18 protein-coding genes and 1 pseudogene are annotated in these 19,600 nt (G+C 59.1%); 10 read left to right on the top strand and 9 right to left on the bottom strand.

The window, feature by feature from the left end; translation table 11 throughout:
- Positions 1–8: 8 nt before the first annotated feature.
- Positions 9–1,715 (bottom strand): ShlB/FhaC/HecB family hemolysin secretion/activation protein, encoded by a 1,707-nt coding sequence (locus ACA068_RS08335; RefSeq protein WP_497309058.1) that lies wholly within the window; start codon positions 1,713–1,715, stop codon positions 9–11.
- Positions 1,716–1,916: 201 nt separating this feature from the next.
- Between ACA068_RS08335 and ACA068_RS08330 the strand changes: the two genes are divergently transcribed.
- From ACA068_RS08330 to ACA068_RS08320, 3 genes are all read left to right on the top strand, one after another.
- Positions 1,917–2,198, top strand: coding sequence for a hypothetical protein (locus ACA068_RS08330; protein ID WP_497309056.1), 282 nt, complete (start codon positions 1,917–1,919; stop codon positions 2,196–2,198).
- A 255-nt stretch (positions 2,199–2,453) separates the two neighbouring features.
- Positions 2,454–3,038: a papain-like cysteine protease family protein gene (locus tag ACA068_RS08325; RefSeq protein ID WP_497309054.1), complete on the top strand. Its 585-nt coding sequence runs from the start codon at positions 2,454–2,456 to the stop codon at positions 3,036–3,038.
- 12 nt (positions 3,039–3,050) lie between these two features.
- Positions 3,051–3,650, top strand: coding sequence for a hypothetical protein (locus tag ACA068_RS08320; RefSeq protein WP_497309052.1), 600 nt, complete (start codon positions 3,051–3,053; stop codon positions 3,648–3,650).
- A gap of 232 nt (positions 3,651–3,882) precedes the next feature.
- Here the strand turns inward: ACA068_RS08320 and ACA068_RS08315 are convergent, their stop codons facing one another.
- Positions 3,883–5,229, bottom strand: a complete 1,347-nt coding sequence (locus ACA068_RS08315) for a DEAD/DEAH box helicase (protein ID WP_008153197.1) — start codon at positions 5,227–5,229, stop codon at positions 3,883–3,885.
- Positions 5,230–5,422: 193 nt separating this feature from the next.
- Here ACA068_RS08315 and ACA068_RS08310 point away from each other — a divergent pair, with 193 nt between their 5' ends.
- Entirely contained in the window at positions 5,423–6,721 is a 1,299-nt protein-coding gene (locus ACA068_RS08310) for a mechanosensitive ion channel family protein (protein ID WP_497309051.1), read from the top strand.
- Between the two features lie 109 nt (positions 6,722–6,830).
- Here ACA068_RS08310 and ACA068_RS08305 read toward each other — a convergent pair whose 3' ends face one another.
- From ACA068_RS08305 to ACA068_RS08295, 3 genes are all read right to left on the bottom strand, one after another.
- Complete coding sequence (locus tag ACA068_RS08305) at positions 6,831–7,697, bottom strand: carboxylate/amino acid/amine transporter (protein ID WP_497309050.1); 867 nt, start codon at positions 7,695–7,697, stop codon at positions 6,831–6,833.
- 346 nt (positions 7,698–8,043) lie between these two features.
- Positions 8,044–8,643 (bottom strand): FMN-dependent NADH-azoreductase, encoded by a 600-nt coding sequence (locus ACA068_RS08300; RefSeq protein WP_497309048.1) that lies wholly within the window; start codon positions 8,641–8,643, stop codon positions 8,044–8,046.
- Between the two features lie 235 nt (positions 8,644–8,878).
- Positions 8,879–9,193, bottom strand: coding sequence for a 3-phosphoglycerate kinase (locus ACA068_RS08295; protein WP_497309046.1), 315 nt, complete (start codon positions 9,191–9,193; stop codon positions 8,879–8,881).
- A gap of 49 nt (positions 9,194–9,242) precedes the next feature.
- On the opposite strand from ACA068_RS08295, the gene ACA068_RS08290 reads away from it, so the two are divergent.
- From ACA068_RS08290 to aqpZ, 5 genes and pseudogenes are all read left to right on the top strand, one after another.
- Positions 9,243–10,166, top strand: a complete 924-nt coding sequence (locus tag ACA068_RS08290; RefSeq protein WP_497309045.1) for a PA3225 family LysR-type transcriptional regulator — start codon at positions 9,243–9,245, stop codon at positions 10,164–10,166.
- Between the two features lie 14 nt (positions 10,167–10,180).
- A pseudogene (locus ACA068_RS08285) lies at positions 10,181–10,986 on the top strand (alpha/beta fold hydrolase).
- 3 nt (positions 10,987–10,989) lie between these two features.
- Positions 10,990–11,550 (top strand): peptidylprolyl isomerase, encoded by a 561-nt coding sequence (locus tag ACA068_RS08280; RefSeq protein WP_497309044.1) that lies wholly within the window; start codon positions 10,990–10,992, stop codon positions 11,548–11,550.
- A gap of 85 nt (positions 11,551–11,635) precedes the next feature.
- Positions 11,636–13,468, top strand: a complete 1,833-nt coding sequence (locus ACA068_RS08275) for an ABC transporter ATP-binding protein (RefSeq protein ID WP_497309042.1) — start codon at positions 11,636–11,638, stop codon at positions 13,466–13,468.
- Positions 13,469–13,765: 297 nt separating this feature from the next.
- Complete coding sequence (aqpZ, locus tag ACA068_RS08270) at positions 13,766–14,461, top strand: aquaporin Z (protein WP_497309040.1); 696 nt, start codon at positions 13,766–13,768, stop codon at positions 14,459–14,461.
- Positions 14,462–14,476: 15 nt separating this feature from the next.
- On the opposite strand, the gene ACA068_RS08265 is transcribed toward aqpZ, so the two are convergent.
- On the bottom strand, positions 14,477–15,601 hold the full coding sequence (locus tag ACA068_RS08265) for a GNAT family N-acetyltransferase (RefSeq protein WP_497309038.1): 1,125 nt from the start codon (positions 15,599–15,601) through the stop codon (positions 14,477–14,479).
- A 283-nt stretch (positions 15,602–15,884) separates the two neighbouring features.
- On the opposite strand from ACA068_RS08265, the gene ACA068_RS08260 reads away from it, so the two are divergent.
- Positions 15,885–17,177 (top strand): putative porin, encoded by a 1,293-nt coding sequence (locus ACA068_RS08260; RefSeq protein WP_497309036.1) that lies wholly within the window; start codon positions 15,885–15,887, stop codon positions 17,175–17,177.
- Between the two features lie 134 nt (positions 17,178–17,311).
- Here ACA068_RS08260 and ACA068_RS08255 read toward each other — a convergent pair whose 3' ends face one another.
- The 3 genes from ACA068_RS08255 to ACA068_RS08245 form a co-directional block, all read right to left on the bottom strand.
- Entirely contained in the window at positions 17,312–17,548 is a 237-nt protein-coding gene (locus ACA068_RS08255; RefSeq protein ID WP_497309034.1) for an anti-sigma factor family protein, read from the bottom strand.
- A complete protein-coding gene (locus ACA068_RS08250; protein ID WP_497309032.1) occupies positions 17,542–18,153 on the bottom strand; it encodes an RNA polymerase sigma factor in 612 nt (203 codons plus the stop codon). Before ACA068_RS08250 ends, ACA068_RS08255 begins: the two co-directional genes overlap by 7 nt.
- A 153-nt stretch (positions 18,154–18,306) precedes the next feature.
- Positions 18,307–19,428, bottom strand: a complete 1,122-nt coding sequence (locus ACA068_RS08245) for a beta-ketoacyl-ACP synthase III (RefSeq protein WP_497309030.1) — start codon at positions 19,426–19,428, stop codon at positions 18,307–18,309.
- Between the last annotated feature and the right edge of the window lie 172 nt (positions 19,429–19,600).

Raw genomic sequence — 19,600 nt, 5'->3', positions numbered from 1 at the left:
AGGCGAAATTAGAGGAAGAAATCCATGCGGAAATAGATCGGCGCTTCGCGCTCGGTCAGGGTGTCCGGACGTTCCAGGGAATGAGCAAAGGTCACGCTGGCGGCCAGGTGCTGACCGCGGGCAAACACCTCCACCGAGTTGCTGGACATACGGCCGTGCTGGTCGCCGTTGTAGCGATCGCCACGGATCACGCCCTGGTCGTAACCGAGGCTGGTGCCGTATTCGGCGAACACCGGGCGCAGCCATTCCAGCGTTACCGGGCGGGTCCAGCGCAGGTCGTTGCGCCAGTAACCACCGCTGTCGCCGGACAAGGATTGATCCTTGTAACCGCGAATCGACGACTGACCGCCGAGGCTGGTGCGCTGCGGGCTGAACAGCACGTCTTCACTGCGCTGGCCGGTCATCAGGCTGCTGAAACTGAACGATTCGCCCCACACCTTGAACGGTTGCAGGTAGCTCGCGGTGGCGGTGTATTTGCGGTAGCGCGCATTCGGTTCGCCGGGACCTGGATCGCCATTACCCTGAGCATCGAACACGCCGATGCCTTGCTGCATGCCGAGGTCAATGTTGACGAACGCGCTGCCGACTCGCCGACCGTGGTTGATGCCGAACTGCGCTTCGCTGATGCGGTTGCTGCTCAGCTTGAGCTTGCTGTCTTCGATGAAGTTGTTGGTGCGCAGGTAAGAGAGACCGGTGCTGAGGGATGTCTTGCTCACGGCGTCGCGATGGATCACCCGCTCGGCGCGCAGCTGATGGTTTTGGCTATCGCCGGTCTGCTTGAAGTTGAAGCCGTTGGCTTGCGCCTGCGAGCGGTACTCACTCTGGCTGTAGGTGTAATTGAAGTTCCACCAGCCCCACGGCAGGTTGTAATTGAGCAGCGCGTTATTGGAGGTGTGCTGGTGATCGGTCATCGCATCGTGACCGCCGCGCAGATTCAACTGATCCGCCAGACCCAGCGGACTGTCCCAATCAAACGTGGTGCCCCACTGCTGTTCGCCGGTGCTGCGCTGGCCGTCGTTGCTGCGAGACAATCCGGCACGCCAGGGCTTTTGCGGCGTGTTCTTGACCAGCACTTCGCTGCCGCCGACGTTCTTGCCCGGCGCCAATTCCATCTGTGCCTGATTCGATGGCAAACGGTTGAGCTGATCGACCAGTTGCTCGATTTCCCGCAGGTTGACCAGTTCGCCGGTCTTGCCGGGAAACGCCATGCCCAACTCGCGGTCCGACAGCTTGCTGCCCTCCGCGCCCTTCAACCCTTCGAGCTTGCCCTCGACCACCAGCACCTTCAAATGCCCGCCGGACAAATCCTGCTGCGGCAAGTAGGCACGGCTGGTGACCAGGCCTTTTTCGATGTAGTGATCGGTGATGACTTTCAGCAACTCATTGAGCTGCGTGACGCCCAGGCATTGGCCGATGTAAGGCTTGAGCAGACGGTTTTTCTCGCGCTCGGAGAGGCTGTCGGCGCCTTTGAGTTCGATGTCTTTGATCGGGAAACAACGGGTGTCAGCGGGTGCCGTCGGTGCGGCGGGCTTGGCTTCCTTGCCGGGTAATTCCTTGAGCTCTTCGAGGCGCCGACGTTGCTCTTCGAGCAGGCGATCCTGGCGTTCACGGATGAGGTCGGTTTCCCCTGGGGTGGGGGCGGCATGAGCAAGATGTAGGGGAGAAAGGCACAGCAAAGCCAGGCACAACCTCGCCGCGAGGGCGGCTGGGTACATGTTCGATCCCTCGAAATGGAGACTGATAGCACAATAGTGGCGCGATATTAGAGAGCCATCATTCTGACGTCAATTCCTGGATCCAAGGGAGATAAAAATGCGACGAACGGTAATGTCTACCCTACTAAAGGATGATGAGTGAACTTTCATAATCCTGCGGCCTCAACCGATTAACCGCCCGACACGGAACCGAGGCTCACGATGAAAACCCTGCTGAAACTCACCCTCGCCATCACCATCACCCTTGCCAGCGCCCTCCCCGCCTGGGCCTGCACCCCCGATGAAGCCACCGCCAAGCGCGAACAACTGGCCAAGGAAGTGACCAGGCTCACGGAGCAGAATCCGGCCAAGGCCAAAGAGATCAATGCCGAGTTGCAGAAGATGGATCTGGGCACCGCCAGCGCGGATTTGCCCGACAAGTGCCAGCTGATTGATCAGCGATTGAAAGAGCTGCAGACGGCCGATAAAAAGGCCGAGAGCTGAAACCAGAGCGTTCGGATAGCTCCTACGCAAACAACGACGGTTCCTCCGGCGCTGCTAAAGGCGTCGTTCTTTCGATCTGGAATTTGCACTAGCGCATTTAATTATTTGCACAAACGCATATCCATGCCTAAGGTTACCTCGAGCCTGGATCGGAGCCGGCCATCCAACATGGCAAACCGCACACGCCGATCGCTCAGTCACACCGCTACAGACCCACTAGCTGGACGCTTGTTTTCACTCATGGAGGATTGAAAAATGTTAACCACTGAAGCAACGTCATTCACCGGCGAAACCCTGCCAACGTGCCTGACCGGTCATCTGCTGAACCCGCAACTGTCCGATGTCGAATCGGCTGCCCCCCTCAACGCACTGGCCGCTGCCAGCCTCAACTTCACGATGCAGCCACAAACCCAGACCAACTGGTGCTGGGCAGCGGTTTCCGCTTCGGTCGGCAACTATTACGGTACCGGGTCCTGGACTCAATGCGGTGTTGCCACCACTGCGCTGGACCGCAACTGCTGTAATCAACCGGGGCCATGCAACGTGTACGGTTATCTGGATACAGCCCTGAGGATTACCCGCAGTTTCAACGGCATGAACCAGGGCTCGCTGCAGATGTCGGCCATCCAGAACCAGATCAACATGGGCCGACCGATCGGTTTGCGCTGTGCCTGGTACGGTGGCGGTGCGCACTTCCTGACGATCTATGGCACCAACGGCAACTACGTGCTGGTCGCAGATTCGATCTACGGCTACTCGACCCGAGCGTTGAACTCGTTCCCCGGCTCTTACAACGGCGGCGGCAACTGGACCAACACTTACTTCACCGTAAAAAACTAGGAGGGCGACATCATGCAACTGACTTATCCAAAGGCGCCTTCCAACGGCGTGCAGACCTTGCGTCCGGCGCTGCAAGCCGCCCTGCAAACCCAAGGCTTCGGCATCAATCGCCAGTTTGCAAACGCCACGCCCGGCAAGATCAGCCTCAGCGAGGCCTACCGTGGTTACTCGCTCAGCCTGGAGGACGTGAGCCAGGGCAAAGGCCTGAAAGACGCCAAGGTCGGCGATTGGCATTACCTGGTGTTTTCCGATGGCGTGACGATTGCCGATGCGCAATTGGCCGATGTTCGGGGTCATGTCGAGTTTTCCTCGCTGAACCACGGGGCCATGGCCGCCGCGACGGTCGGTGCGTTGAAACTGGCGGAACAGTCGCCGCAACTGCAGGGTAAAACCGTTGAGCTGCGGGTGCTGTTTGTTTCGGCGCTGCACTTGGTGGCGATCTGGCTGCATGCAGACACTGAAGACGTGCTGATCCCGATTGAGCCGACGCCAAAGGAACTGGCGGTCACTCGGCTGTACAGCGAGGCTGCCTTGCTCGCCGTGCTCAAACCGAAGGCTGATCAAGCCAAGCAACGCTTTGATGCGGACACCAGTGGGCTGTTGGGGAGCTGACAAACGCTGGACACAAAAAAAACCCGGACACTGTCCGGGTTTTTTATTGGATCGCTACGGCTAATACCAGTCAGTGAGGAGCAACACGGATCCTGTGGCGAGGGAGCTTGCTCCCGCTGGACGGCGCAGCAGTCCCTTCTTTTCAGGGCCGCTTCGCGTCCCAGCGGGAGCAAGCTCCCTCGCCACAAGGTGTTGTGTTCGCCGTACCTACCCTAACTGACCTGACAACGCGTTACTCAGCAGCCGGCGCTTCCGGCTTGCGGCGCTTGAGCGGCGCCATGCCGTCCTTGCTGACCAGCGACAGGGCGTCGGTCTTCGGGCGGTTGGCGATCTTGCGTTTGGTCGGGGCCTTGGCGCCGGTTTTCTTCTTGTCGCCTTTGGCGTCGACTTTTTTCTTCTTCACGCCAACGGCTTTGCCCGAGGCCTTGACCTTTTTCGGTCCGCCGTAGGTGCCTTTGACTTCCTTGATGGTGCGGCGCTCGAAGCTCTGCTTGAGGTAGCGCTCTACGCTCGACATCAGGTTCCAGTCGCCGTGGCAGATCAGCGAGATGGCCAAGCCATCGTTGCCGGCACGACCGGTGCGACCGATGCGGTGAACGTATTCGTCGCCGCTGCGCGGCATGTCGAAGTTGATCACCAGGTCCAGGCCTTCCACGTCGAGGCCGCGAGCGGCGACGTCGGTGGCTACCAGGATCTTAACGCCGCCCTGCTTCAGGCGGTCGATGGCCAGCTTGCGGTCTTTCTGGTCTTTGTCACCGTGCAGGACGAACGCTTTATATTCCTGCGCCACCAGACGGCCGTAGATACGGTCAGCCATGGCCCGGGTGTTGGTGAACACGATGGCCTTCTGGTAGGTCTCGTTGGCCAGCAGCCAGTTCACGATCTGTTCTTTGTGCTGGTTATGGTCAGCGGTGATGATCTGCTGACGGGTGGTCGCGTTCAGATCGCTGACGTTGTTCAGCTGCAAGTGTTCTGGATTGTTCAGGACCTTGGCGACCATCTCGCGCAGGCCCGACCCACCGGTGGTGGCCGAGAACAGCATGGTCTGCTGGCGGTTGGTGCATTCTTCGACCAGACGCTGGACGTCTTCGGCAAAGCCCATGTCGAGCATGCGGTCGGCTTCGTCGAGGACAAGCACTTCAACTTCTTTCAAGTCGAGGTTGCCGGCGTTCAGTTGCTCGATCATCCGGCCCGGCGTACCGATCAGGATGTCCGGTACCTTGCGCAGCATGGCGGCCTGGACCTTGAAGTCTTCACCGCCGGTGATCAGACCGGACTTGATGAAGGTGAACTGAGCGAAACGCTCGACTTCCTTGATGGTCTGCTGGGCCAGCTCGCGGGTCGGCAGCAGGATCAGGGTCTTGATGCTGACGCGGACTTTCGCCGGGCCGATCAGACGGTTGAGGATCGGCAAAACGAATGCAGCGGTCTTGCCGCTACCGGTTTGCGCTGTCACCCGCAGGTCACGCCCTTGGAGCGCCAGCGGAATAGCCGCTGCTTGCACAGGCGTTGGCTCGACAAATTTAAGCTCGGCCACGGCTTTGAGCAGGCGTTCGTGCAGGGCGAATTGGGAAAACACGGGTGCTACCTCGAAGAAATACAAAAAAACAGCTGCATAGGGTAACGGTTTCGAGCGCCGAGGCCGAGTTTCTTTATGCAAACGGCGGTAAACAGTGGCTTTTTTGTTGCCTGATTTGTCTCAAAACGTCATGCAAAGCGTCTTAGATGCTCTAATCGCCCCGTCGCGTCCTACAGAAGAACCGTTTTTACCCATGGATATCAAACAGCTCTGGCTCAACGTCCAAGACCTCTGGGGTGCCCTTGATCAGCATCCGCTCCTGCATTCCAGCCTGGCGCTGATCCTGTTGCTGGTGGTGGCGCTGGTCCTCGGACGAGTGGCGCGCTACCTCATTATTCACGCGACCAAAATACTCGGCCGGCAACCGGCCTTGCACTGGATCAACGACTTTCGGCATAACAAGGTTTTCCACCGCCTGGCGCAAATGACGCCGTCACTGGTGATCCAGTTCGGCCTGCATCTAGTGCCGGAACTGAGCAAGACCAGCCTGATTTTCCTCGGCAACGTCGCGCTGGCGTTTACCATCCTATTCCTGATGCTGGCGGTCAGCGCCCTGCTCAGCGCCTTGCTGGACATCTACGCGCGCACCGAACATGCCCGCACCCGCTCGATCAAAGGCTACGTGCAACTGACGAAAATGGTCCTGTACGTGTTTGGCGCGATCATCATCGTCGCCACGCTGATCGACCGTTCGCCCCTGTTGCTGCTGTCGGGCTTGGGCGCCATGTCGGCGGTGATTCTGTTGGTCTACAAGGACACGCTGCTGTCGTTCGTCGCCAGCGTGCAGCTGACCAGCAACGACATGCTGCGGGTCGGCGACTGGATCGAGATGCCGCAAGTCGGTGCCGACGGTGACGTGGTCGACATCACCCTGCACACGGTGAAAGTGCAGAATTTCGACAAGACCATCGTCTCGATACCGACCTGGCGCCTGATGTCCGAGTCATTCAAGAACTGGCGCGGCATGCAGCAGTCCGGCGGACGACGGATCAAGCGCAGCCTGTTCATCGATGCCAGTGGCGTGCGATTCATCCGTGATGACGAAGAGCAGAAGTTGTCGCAGGTGCATCTGCTGACCGATTACATCAGCCGCAAACAGGCCGAACTCAAGGCCTGGAATGAGGCTCAGGGCAACGTCGCGGCGATGTCGGCCAACCGGCGGCGGATGACCAACATCGGGACGTTCCGGGCCTATGCGTTGGCGTATCTGAAAAGTCACCCGGAGGTCCAGCCGAACATGACCTGCATGGTCCGTCAGATGCAAACCACCGCACAGGGTATTCCGCTGGAAATCTACTGCTTCACCCGCACCACGGCGTGGGCGGATTACGAGCGGATTCAGGGGGATATTTTTGATTACCTGCTGGCGGTGCTGCCGGAGTTTGGGCTGAGCCTGTATCAGCAGCCGAGTGGCGGGGATTTGCGGACCGGGTTGCTTCCGGCGGTGTTGGGCGCAAGCCATATCCCCGAGCCCGAGAAACACATCATGTAGCCCCTCATCTCCCCCTGTGGGAGCGGGCTTGCTCGCGAAGAGGGAGTGTCAGTCGAGATTAATGTTGAATGACACACCGCATTCGCGAGCAAGCCCGCTCCCACAAGGTTTAGTGGACGGCCAGAGGTTTTCGTATACCCAACCGACTGACCCACACCGCCATCAAAATCACCGATCCGCCCAAGAACAACCGCCCCAGCTCTTCATGCTGATTCCAGATCAGCAGATTGATCAGCAACCCCACCGGTACATGCAGGTTGTTCATCACCGCCAGCGTCCCGCCATTCACCAGGCAGGCGCCCTTGTTCCACCAATACAAACCCAACGCGGTCGAGACCAGGCCGAGGAACACCAGCACGCCCCATTGCAGCGGCGCCTCGGGCAGGAAATTCTGTTTGCCGAACATCAGGAATGCCGGTAACGCCACCGCCAGCGCGCCCAGGTAGAAGTAGCCAAAGCGCCGGTAATGCGGCAAATCGCTCGGATGACGCGCCACCAGGTGCTTATAAAGGACTTGTCCAGCGGCGTAGGTGAAGTTGGCCAGTTGCAACAGCAAGAAGCCCATCAAGAAATCCGGGTTGATCCGGTCGTAACGAATCACCGCCGCACCGAGCACCGCCACCAGTGCCGCCACCAGCGCCCACGGATTGAAACGCCGGTTCAGGGCATCTTCGATCAGGGTCACGTGCAGCGGCGTGAGGATGGTAAACAGCAACACTTCCGGGACCGTCAGCACCCGGAAGCTCAGGTACAGGCAGACATAGGTCACACCGAACTGCAGCGCACCGATCAACAGCATGCCGCGCATGAACGCCGGCTCGACCGAACGCCAGCGCGTCAGCGGAATAAACACCAGCCCCGCCAACAACACCCGCACCAGCACCGCGAAGTAACTGTCGACATGTCCGGCCAGGTATTCGCCGATCAGACTGAAGGAAAACGCCTGGATCAGCGTGACAAAAAGTAGATAGCCCATGCTCGCCTCGATTCGAATGGCGGCGACGATAGCGGGTTTGGCCCTTCACCGCGAATCGTCAGGCAATGCAAAACCTGTGGGAGCGGGCTTGCTCGCGAAGAGGCCGTGTCAGTCGACATCTCTTTTGGATAACACACCGCTTTCGCGAGCAAGCCCGCTCCCACAGTGGATTTGTGTGTATACCCACAAAATCGCAGGCAAAAAAAAGCCCGATCTCGCTAAAGCGTTCAATCGGGCAACAGCACTCAGGAGCAACAAGTGCAAAGGGAGGTTCGATGCGCGTAAAGCCTTGAAGGGGTTGCGCCAGGCCACTTGAACATCAAGGGATTATCTGACGATTAAAGCCTCAAGCCACTTGGGAAAGCTTGGCGTTGGCCTGGTTCAGGCCTTTCTCCTGGAAGTCACCGCCCAGGTTCATGCCTTCGGCGTGAATGAAGGTCACGTCGTGAATCCCGATGAAAGCCATCACCTGGCGCAGGTACGGTTCCTGGTGATCAGCGGTGCTGCCGGCGTAGATCCCGCCACGAGCGGTCAGCACATAGGCGCGCTTGCCGCTGAGCAAACCTTGCGGGCCGGTCTCGGTGTACTTGAAGGTCACACCGGCACGCAGCACATGGTCGAGCCAGGCTTTGAGCGTGCTGGGAATGGCGAAGTTGTACATCGGCGCGGCCATGACCAGCACATCGGCAGCCAGCAGTTCGTCAGTCAATTGGTTGGAGCGTTCCAGGGAGACCTGTTCGATGTCGCTGCGCTGTTCGGCGGGTTTCATCCAGCCGCCCAGCAAATTGATGTCCAGGTGCGGCACCGTGTTGACAGCGAGGTCACGCACGGTGATCTGGTCGTTCGGGTGAGCGGCTTTCCACTGGCTGATGAACGTCTGGGTCAACTGTCGGGAAACCGAGTCTTGCTGACGGGCGCTGCTTTCGATGATCAGAACGCGTGACATGGGATGTAGGCTCCATCTGAGAATGCTGTAAGGCGATGGAGTGAAGGTTAAACAGAGCTATATCGATGAAAAAGCGCAAATAACTGCTATAACCCATCAACAAATTCGTTTATAAGCTGAGCATGCCCTGCACCTGTAGGAGCGAGGCTTGCCCGCGAAGGGGCCGTGTCATTCAGCATCTATGTCGACTGCACACCGCCTTCGCGGGCAAGCCTCGCTCCTACAGGGTTTTATGTCATTTGGGGGTGCAGGTCAGGTTGATTCGCATCTTGATAATGGTGCGGGTGAACTTGGCGGTCGCATTTTTGTGTTTGCCGGCGGCCACTTCGATAGAGCGGGTGCGCGGCGCTTCCGGACCATTGTTGAAAACCACCTTACAGATCGCATCGGTGGTGCCGTAGTTATTGACCTGAATGGAGGCTATGTCGTTATCCGTGTCGTAGGCGTTGTAGTCGATCTTCATGCCATTGAGCTGCTTTGTTACATCGATCGGATAAGCAAACGCCGTCAGCGGCAGCATCGCCAACAATACACAACAGAATTTTTTCATTCAGCAGTCTCCAATAAGGACTGCCAGCTTAGGACAAGAGGAGCTATTCATGAAAGCGCCCCGCGTGACCCTTGATCAATGGCGAACCTTGCAAGCCGTGGTCGACCACGGTGGTTTCGCCCAGGCCGCCGAAGCGCTGCACCGCTCGCAATCGTCGGTGAGCTACACCGTGGCGCGTATGCAGGACCAGCTCGGCGTGCCGCTGTTGCGCATCGACGGCCGCAAAGCGGTGCTGACCGAAGCCGGTGGCGTGTTGTTGCGTCGCTCGCGGCAACTGGTGAAACAGGCCAGCCAGCTCGAAGACCTGGCCCACCACATGGAACAAGGCTGGGAAGCGGAAGTGCGGCTGGTGGTCGATGCGGCCTACCCGAGCGCCCGCCTCGTCCGCGCGTTGACCGCGTTCATGCCGCAGAGCCGTGGTTGCCGGGTGCGTCTTCGTGAAGAAGTGTTGTCGGGCGTCGAGGAGGTGTTACTCGAAGGCGTGGCCGACCTGGCCATCAGTGGTTTCAGCATTCCGGGCTACCTGGGTGCGGAATTGAGCGACGTCGAGTTTGTTGCGGTCGCCCACCCCGAACATGCCTTGCATCGCCTCAACCGCGAACTGAATTTCCAGGACCTTGAAAGCCAGCTGCAAGTGGTCATCCGTGACTCCGGTCGCCAGCAACCACGAGACGTCGGCTGGCTCGGCGCCGAACAGCGCTGGACCGTCGGCAGCCTGGCCACCGCGGCGACTTTTGTCAGCAGTGGCCTGGGGTTCGCCTGGTTGCCCCGGCACATGATCGAACGCGAGTTCAAGGAAGGCACGCTCAAGCTGCTACCGTTGGATCAGGGCGGCAGCCGCAACCCGAGTTTTTATCTGTATTCGAACAAGGACAAACCCCTGGGCCCGGCGACGCAAATTCTGATCGAACTGCTGCGCACCTTCGACACCGCGCCGCTGGATGCGCCGTTCGCCGCCCCTGAACAAGCCTGACACGGAGTATCCGCATGGCCTATTTCGAACATGAAGGTTGCAACCTGCACTATGAGGAATACGGCCAAGGCACGCCGTTGCTGCTGGTCCACGGGCTGGGCTCCAGCACCCTGGACTGGGAAAAGCAGATCCCGGTGTTATCCGCCCGTTACCGGGTGATCGTCCCGGACGTGCGCGGTCACGGTCGCTCCGACAAACCCCGGGAGCGTTACAGCATTGCCGGGTTCAGCGCCGACCTGGTCGCCCTGATGGAACACCTGAACCTCGGCCCCACCCATTACGTGGGCTTGTCCATGGGCGGCATGATCGGTTTTCAACTGGCCGTGGATCAGCCGCACATGCTCAAAAGCCTGTGCATCGTCAACAGCGCGCCGGAAGTCAAACTGCGCAGCCGCGACGATTACTGGCAGTGGTTCAAGCGCTGGAGCCTGATGCGTGTCCTCAGTCTGGGCGCCATCGGCAAGGCCTTGGGTGCCAAGCTGTTCCCCAAACCCGAACAAGCTGATTTGCGCCAGAAAATGGCCGAACGCTGGGCAAAAAACGACAAACATGCTTATCTCGCCAGCTTCGATGCCATCGTTGGCTGGGGTGTTCAGGAACGACTTTCCAAAGTCGCCTGTCCAACCCTGATCGTCAGCGCCGACCGCGATTACACGCCCGTCTCGCTGAAGGAAACCTATGTAAAACTGCTGCCCGATGCGCGGCTGGTGGTGATCGCCGATTCGCGCCACGCCACCCCGCTGGATCAACCCGAACGCTTCAACCAAACCCTGCTCGAGTTTCTCACCGCAGTCGACACCACCTCACTCAGGATCACTGACCCATGCTGAAAAAAATCGCCCTCGTCGCCGGCTCCGTTCTGTTTGCCGCCAACCTGATGGCTGCAACGCCCGCCGCCAAGGCGCCGCACGTATTGCTGGAAACCACCAACGGCCAGATCGAAATCGAACTGGACCCGGTCAAGGCACCGATCAGTACCAAGAACTTCCTTGAGTACGTCAACAGCGGCTTTTACAACAACACGATTTTTCACCGTGTGATTCCTGGCTTCATGGTCCAGGGCGGTGGTTTCACCAAAGAGATGACGCAAAAAGACACCAAGGCATCGATCAAGAACGAGTCCAAGAACGGCTTGCATAACGTGCGTGGCACGCTGTCCATGGCCCGCACCTCGAACCCGGATTCGGCCACCAGCCAGTTCTTCATCAACGTCAAGGACAACGATTTCCTCGACAGCGGTGATGGTTATGCCGTGTTCGGTAAAGTCGTCAAAGGTATGGATGTGGTCGATGTCATCGTCAACTCCCAGACCACCACCAAAAGCGGCATGAAAGACGTGCCGGCCGACCCTGTGTTCATCAAGTCAGCCAAAGTCATCGACTAATCTGCACAGGAGTGCTTGAGCGGCTGCCGGTATCCGGTGCCGCTCATATCGTTTAAAGGAGAGCCCGTGCGCGGGCGGAGAACTGATGCTTTATCGCCGTTTCGAGAAACTGATCGACATATTCCGCGACGCTCCGACGGCGGCTCCGCCAGATCGGGTTCTCCCCTTCTATACCTATTATTTGAAGCAGGTCTGGCCGAGTTTCGCCGCCCTGCTGATTGTCGGCCTGTTCGCCTCCTTGATCGAAGTCGCGCTGTTCAACTACCTGAGCCGCATCATCGACCTGGCCCAAGGCACCCCGAACCCGGATTTCTTCCAGGACCACGCACTTGAGCTGACCTGGATGGTGGTGGTGACCCTGGTTCTGCGACCGATTTTCTTCGGCCTGCACGACCTGCTGGTGCACCAGACGCTGAACCCCGGCATGACCAGCCTGATTCTCTGGCAGAACCACCGCTACGTGCTCAAACAGAGCCTGAACTTCTTCCAGAACGACTTCGCCGGGCGCATCGCCCAGCGCATCATGCAGACCGGCAACGCCCTGCGCGATTCCGCCGTGCAAGCGGTGGATGCCCTGTGGCATGTGCTGATCTACGCCATCAGCGCGCTGGTGCTGTTTGCCGAAGCCGACTGGCGCCTGATGATCCCGCTGACGACCTGGATCGCTGGATTCATCGGCGCGCTTTATTACTTCGTGCCTCGGGTCAAGGACCGCTCGGTGCAATCCTCCGATGCGCGTTCCAAACTCATGGGACGGATCGTCGACGGCTATACCAACATCACCACCTTGAAGTTGTTCGCCCATACCAACCATGAACAGCAATACGCCAAGGAAGCCATCAAGGAGCAGACCGAAAAAGCCCAACTGGCCGGGCGCGTGGTCACCAGCATGGACGTGGCCATCACCAGCATGAACGGCCTGCTGATCGTCACCACCACCGGCCTGGCCCTGTGGCTATGGACGCAGTCGCTGATCTCGGTGGGCGCGATTGCCCTGGCGACAGGCTTGGTGATTCGTATCGTCAACATGTCCGGCTGGATCATGTGGGTGGTCACCGGCATCTTCGAAAACATCGGCATGGTCCAGGACGGTTTACGGACCATCGCCCAACCGGTCAGCATCACCGACCGTGATCAAGCCAAACCGCTGGCCGTGCCCCGAGGCGAAGTGCGCTTCGAGCACGTGGATTTTCACTACGGCAAGAAGAGCGGGATCATTGGCGATCTCAACCTGACGATCAAGCCCGGTGAGAAAATCGGCTTGATCGGACCGTCCGGCGCCGGCAAATCGACCCTGGTCAACCTGCTGCTGCGCCTCTATGACGTGCAGGGCGGGCGAATCCTCATCGATGGGCAGAACATCGCCGAAGTCGGTCAGGAAAGCCTGCGCGAGCGCATCGGCATGATCACCCAGGACACCTCGTTGCTGCACCGTTCGATCCGCGACAACCTGCTTTACGGCAGGCCCGACGCCACCGACGCCGAGCTGTGGGAAGCCGTGCACAAGGCCCGCGCCGATGAGTTCATTCCGTTGTTGACGGACGCCGAAGGCCGTACCGGTTTCGATGCGCATGTGGGTGAACGCGGGGTGAAACTTTCCGGCGGCCAGCGTCAGCGGATTGCGATTGCTCGCGTGCTGCTCAAGGACGCACCGATCCTGATCATGGACGAGGCGACCTCGGCGCTGGATTCGGAAGTCGAAGCGGCGATCCAGGAAAGTCTGGAAACCCTGATGCAGGGCAAAACCGTGATCGCCATCGCCCACCGGCTCTCGACCATCGCCCGGATGGACCGGCTGGTGGTGCTGGAAAAAGGCAAGATCGCCGAAACCGGCACCCACGCCGAACTGCTGGCGCATGGCGGATTGTATGCGCGGCTGTGGCAGCACCAGACGGGTGGGTTTGTCGGTATAGATTGAATTGAATTCACCCCGCCCCTGTGGGAGGGAGCCTGCTCGCGATAGCGGTGTAACAGTCAACATTTTTTTCGACTGAAACTCCGCAATCGCGAGCAGGCTCGCTCCCACATTAATCGGCGACAACCTGAAAAACCGTCAGAGCCCTCTAACCACAGGCCCTGGCGGTTTTTCATGGCCGCTGGATATCCGCAAAAACCCTGCTGTACTCAGCCTAGGCTCTAGAGATGAGCCTGTCGTAAACCTGCAGGATGCATCACGCGATACAGTCTCGATAGCTTGCCTATCAAGGACGCTCTCATGTCTCTGTTCAAACGTTCAGTCACTGAGTTGTTAGGTACGTTCTGGCTGGTATTGGGCGGTTGCGGCAGTGCGGTACTCGCCGCGTCTTCGCCTTTGGGAATCGGGGTGCTGGGTGTGGCCATCGCGTTTGGTCTCACCGTGTTGACCATGGCGTTCGCCATTGGCCATATCTCCGGTTGTCACCTCAACCCTGCCGTCTCCGTTGGCCTGTGCGTTGGCGGTCGGTTTCCGGCGCGGGAGTTGCCCGCGTACATCATCGCCCAGGTGATTGGCGCCATTATCGCCGCCGCGCTGATCTACTACATCGCCAGCGGCAAGGAAGGCTTCGATCTCTCGGCCGGCCTGGCTTCCAACGGCTACGGCGAACACTCCCCAGGCAAGTACTCAATGGCCGCAGGCTTTGTCTGTGAAATGGTGATGACCGCGATGTTCGTGCTGATCATCCTCGGCGCCACCGACAAACGCGCGCCCGCCGGGCTTGCACCGATTGCCATCGGCCTGGCCTTGACACTGATTCACTTGATCTCGATTCCCGTCACCAACACCTCGGTCAACCCGGCACGCAGCACCGGTCCGGCGTTGATGGTCGGCGGCTGGGCCATCGCGCAATTGTGGATGTTCTGGGTGGCACCGCTGCTGGGTGCGGTGATCGGTGGCGTGACCTATCGCTGGCTCGGCAAGGAAGGCACTTGAGGCCACGGGCGAGGATCATGCTTGCCGATAAGGCAACGCGGTCCTCGCTTCCTCGGCATACGCCAACACCCCAAGACGCTCCTGCTGCAGGAAGTCTTTGACGGCGGCCTTCAGGCCAGGGTGACGCAGGTAGTGCCAGGAATGGGTGATGACCGGTTCAAACCCGCGAATCAACTTGTGTTCACCTTGGGCGCCGGCATCAAAACGCTGGAAGCCATGGGCAATCGCGTAGTCCATGCCCTGGTAGAAACAGGTCTCGAAATGCAGGCGGTCGAACTCCGCCAGGCAGCCCCAGTAGCGGCCGTAAAAACTATTGCCGCCCACCAGACTGAAGGCCATGGCCACGGGTCGTGAACCCTGTTTGGCCAGCACCACACGAATGGATTCGGGCATGCGCTCCGCCAGCAGGCTGAAAAATTCCCGCGTCAGGTACGGCGCTTGTCGACGCACCGCGTAGGTATTGGCGTAACAGGCATAGACAAAATCCCACTGCGCCTGATCCAGCTGGCTGCCTTCAAGCCATTCAAACTCAATACCCTGCCCCGCCACTTGCTCGCGCTCTTTGCGCATCTGTTTGCGTTTGCGCGAACTGAGGACGTCGAGGAAGTCCTGAAAATCCCGATAACCGCGGTTCTGCCAGTGGTACTGACAGCCGATCCGCTGCAACCAGCCGGGTTGTTCGGCCAATGCGGCGTCGGTGAATGGGTCCGTGAAGTTGATGTGAGCGCTGGAGAGTTCTTCGATCTCAAGATAGCCCGGCAGGCTCTTCAGTAATTCAAAGCCATCCTCGACCGTGGCCGCCAGCAATCGCGGCCCGCTGACCGGGCTGAACGGCACGGCGGTCAACAGCTTTGGGTAATAGTCGATGCCGGCACGCTCGCAGGCCTCGGCCCAGGCGTGGTCGAACACATACTCACCGTAGGAATGCCACTTGCGGTAGCTGGGCAACGCGGCAATCAGCCGCCCTCCTTCGATGTGCAACAAGTGCTCGGGCTGCCAGCCGGAATGGGGCCCCAGGCTGCCGCTGTCTTCCAGCGCGCTGAGAAAGGCATGGCGCAGAAACGGCTGATTATCCGGCACCAGGGCATCCCACGTGTGCGGACCAATATCGGACAGGCTTTCCAGACGTTGCAGCGGCATCGACACCCTCTCTACTTCTTCGCGTAACAGCCCGGCGAGTATCGCTTATCGCCCGCCATTACACATCCGACAAAACCGCCGACAGAGCTCTGGATCAAAAGTTCAGAGAGTCTTTGTATCGTCATCGACACGCCATCACTTTGCCACTGTTCTGTAATAAACCATCGCGATACTGACGCCAGTTTTTAGAGCGTCGGGTTCTACCCGGCCACTGTTTCCGTCCATCAACGGTCGGTTGTGTCCCGGATGGCTCTGTCATCCCCTTACATCTTCGGAGATTGATATGCGTCTTGCTTCCACGAAAACTGCGGCGGCCCTGTGTGGCGGTCTGCTGCTGGCCATGAGTGTTCCGGCCAGTGCCGCAGTCGACGCCAAACTGCTCGACATGCTTAAGGCAAACGGCTCGATTACCAACGCGCAATACAGCGAACTGCAAGCCGAGCTGGCCAGGGATCAGAAAGACCAGCAAATCGCGCGTCAGGCTCAGCAAGAGACCAACGAGCAGATCGCGGCCACCGCGAAGAAAACCAATGAACTGAGCACGTTCGACCAGAAACTGGCCTGGGCTGCCAAGACCCAGTTCAAGGGCGACGTGCGTTTCCGTCAGGAAACGGTCAAGAACGATGGCGTGTCGAACACCGGCGACCAGGATCGTCAACGTATTCGCGTACGCCTGGGTGCCTACACCGAAATCAATCCGCAAGTGGACACCGGCATTCGTATCGCCACGGGCAACAACAACGATGCTCGCTCCACCAACCAGAGTCTGGAAGGCAACTTCTCCAAGAAAGATATCTGGCTGGACCAGGGCTACGTCGACTACCACCCGAATGCCATCAAGAACCTGCACTTGATCGGCGGCAAGATGGCACAACCATGGGTGAGCATGGGCGACATCATCTGGGATAACGACATCAACCCGGAAGGTCTGGCCCTGACTTACAAATACCCGCTAGGCAGCACGGCCGAGCTGTTCGGTAGCGCCGGCCACTACACCCTCCAGGACAACGTCGACGGCGAAGGCAAGCAGTTCCGTCATGACCTGCGTCTGTACGCTGGCCAGTTGGGGGCGCGCTTCGCGATCACTGACAACCTGAAAATGACGCTGGGTGGCAGTGTCTACGCTTACGACAACGACGAGGACACCGCCACACTGGCCATCAACGGCAACAGCGCGGGCGAAGAGTTCAAAGTGTACGAAGGCTTTGGTCAGATCGACATCGGCGGCCTGCCAATGCCGCTATCGTTGTACGGTCAAGTTGCCAACAACGACAGTGCGAGCAACGATCAGGACATGGCCTGGCTGGCCGGTGTCAAGACCAAAGTCTTCGGCTTCGGCGTGGACTACAACTATCGCGACGTACAGCGTAACGCGGTGGTCGGCGCCTTCACCGACTCCGACTTCGCCAACGGCTTCACCGGTGCGCGCGGCAGCAAGTTGAAAGTGAGCTACGAGCTGGACAAGAACTTCGCCCTCGGCGCGACGTACTTCATGGCTGACTCCGACTACACCAACGCCACCCTGCGGGATTCGAAGATCAACACCCTGCAACTGGACGCCGAAGCCAAGTTCTAAGCAAAGCCGTTCCACGCCTCAGGTCATGGATGCTTGAGGCGTTTTTACAGTCTGGCGTGGATGGATCGATCCCCATCATCCGTTCGATGCCTCCACGCCGGACTGCTTCTCTTCCCTGCGATCACGCCACGACTCTACGGAATGTCCTTGCGACGCTCCGCAGCAAGACGTTCGGCGAGTGCATCGACCTCCTGCACCGCTTCCTCCGGCAAGACCCGCAGCGTCGCCTGCATCAGACGCATCTGACGAATGAACCGCCGGCAATTGGGGCAGAACATTAAATGATGCCGCACCAGCAACTTCTCCCGAAAGCTCAACTGGCCATCGAGATAGTCACTGGAACGTGCCACTTGCTCCTTACAGGTCAACATTCACCGGTTTCCTCAAAATGCTCCACGGTCGCAAAGACCTTCAACCGTGCCCGATGCAGCAGCACGCGGACATTGGAGAGCGAGATGTCCAGAAGATTACAGATAACTTCCAGCTCCAGGCCCTGACGCTCCCGCAGGAGCAACACACTACGTTGCAGTTCCGGCAGGCTGAGCAACGTATGTTCGAGGCATTCGCGCAGCTCGCTTTCGGTGAGCAACGCCTCTGGGGTGTCCTGATGCCAGGCGAACGGCGCCACCAGCCAATGGCCATCGCCGGATGAAAAACGATCGTCATCGATCGTCCCATGGGGCGATGGAATGTCGTCGAGCAGCACTTCGCGACGGTTCTGCTTGTATCGCCCTTTTGCCGCATTGGCGGTGATGGTCAGCAACCAGGTCTTGAGGCTCGAACGCCCCTCGAACTTGCTCAGATTGCGCACGACCGACAACCACGCATCCTGCACCACTTCGTCAGCATGCCGGCTGCCGACGATCGCATATGCCACCGCTCGCATAGCGCTCTGGTAAGTGCTGACCAACTCTTTGAAAGCTTGTTGTTCACCTGACAGCAATCGTTGCAGCAGTTGTGCGTCGTCAGCCGCCATTCACAAACCCCTTGTCCTGACCTCGAAAATGACTCAGCAGGGCGTCGCCGTCGGCAACGTCCTGCTGTCATTTCCGAAAATTACAGCGTCCCGACTGTTTCGGCTGTAGGAAAAGCCGTCGCGAATCAGAGGAAAGAACGACAGCCGTCCCCATCAACGCTTGCGCAAAATCACGCTGCCAATCGAGTAACCCGCGCCGAACGAACTGAGCACGGCCAGGGAACCGGCGGCCAGATCGTCCTGATGTTTGTGAAACGAAATCACCGACCCGGCGGAGCTGGTATTGGCGTAGGTGTCGAGAATCACCGGGGCTTCTTCTTCGGTGGCTTCGCGGCCCAGCAGTTTCTTGACGATCAGGTGGTTCATGCTGAGGTTGGCCTGGTGCAACCAGAAGCGCTTCACGTCACCGACGTTGAGCTTGTTCTCTTCCAGGTGCTTAGCGATCAGCTCGGCGACCATCGGGCAGACGTCGCGGAACACCTTGCGGCCTTCCTGTACGAACAGTTTGTCCTTGGCACCGATGCCCTCTTCCGCCGCGCGGTTGAGGAAGCCGAAGTTGTTGCGGATGTTGTTGGAGAACTTGGTCAGCAGTTTGGTGCTGACCACGTCGAACTGATGCTTGGACGTCGCCAGGTCTGCACGTTCGATGATCACCGCCGTCGCCGCGTCGCCAAAGATGAAGTGGCTGTCACGGTCGCGGAAGTTCAGGTGACCGGTGCAGACTTCCGGGTTGACCATCAGGATCGCCCGGGCCTGGCCCAGTTGCACGCTGTTGGTGGCGGCCTGGATGCCGAAGGTCGCCGAGGAGCAGGCCACGTTCATGTCGAAACCGAAGCCCTGGATGCCCAGCGCTTCCTGGACTTCGATGGCGATGGCCGGGTAGGCGCGTTGCAGGTTGGAGCACGCCACAATGACGCCGTCGATGTCGGCAGCGGTCTTGCCGGCACGCTGCAAGGCCTGTTCGGCCGCGCCGATGGCCATCTGGCAAAGCACCGACCATTCGTCGTTGGAACGCTCAGGCAGACGCGGTGCCATGCGTTGCGGGTCGAGGATGCCGTCCTTGTCCATGACAAAGCGGCTTTTGATGCCGGAGGCTTTTTCGATAAACGCAGCGCTGGATTCGGTCAACGCTTCGACTTCACCACGGGCGATGGCGTCAGCGTTGTCGGCGTTGAATTGCGCGACGTAAGCGTTGAAAGACTGCACCAGCTCTTCATTGGAGATGCTGTTGGCCGGGGTGTACAGGCCGGTGCCGCTGATGACGACGTTATGCATGGTCGTTTCTCTAATCTGTTCAGGCAGAAAGCGTTGGCACCGACGTACCAACACACAAAGGGTCTGTTCCCGTCACGGGGAGCACACCTGGCATCGCTTTATTCCGATCCGCCCGAACCTTGAAGAGGCTCAAAACCGCGGGGCCGGCGTTTATAGGCGCGAAGTTTGCCAT

The organism is Pseudomonas sp. LBUM1660, assembly GCF_059695935.1.
The sequence above is the reverse complement of the archived record's forward strand: the minus strand, read 5'-3'. Positions and strand labels throughout refer to the sequence as shown.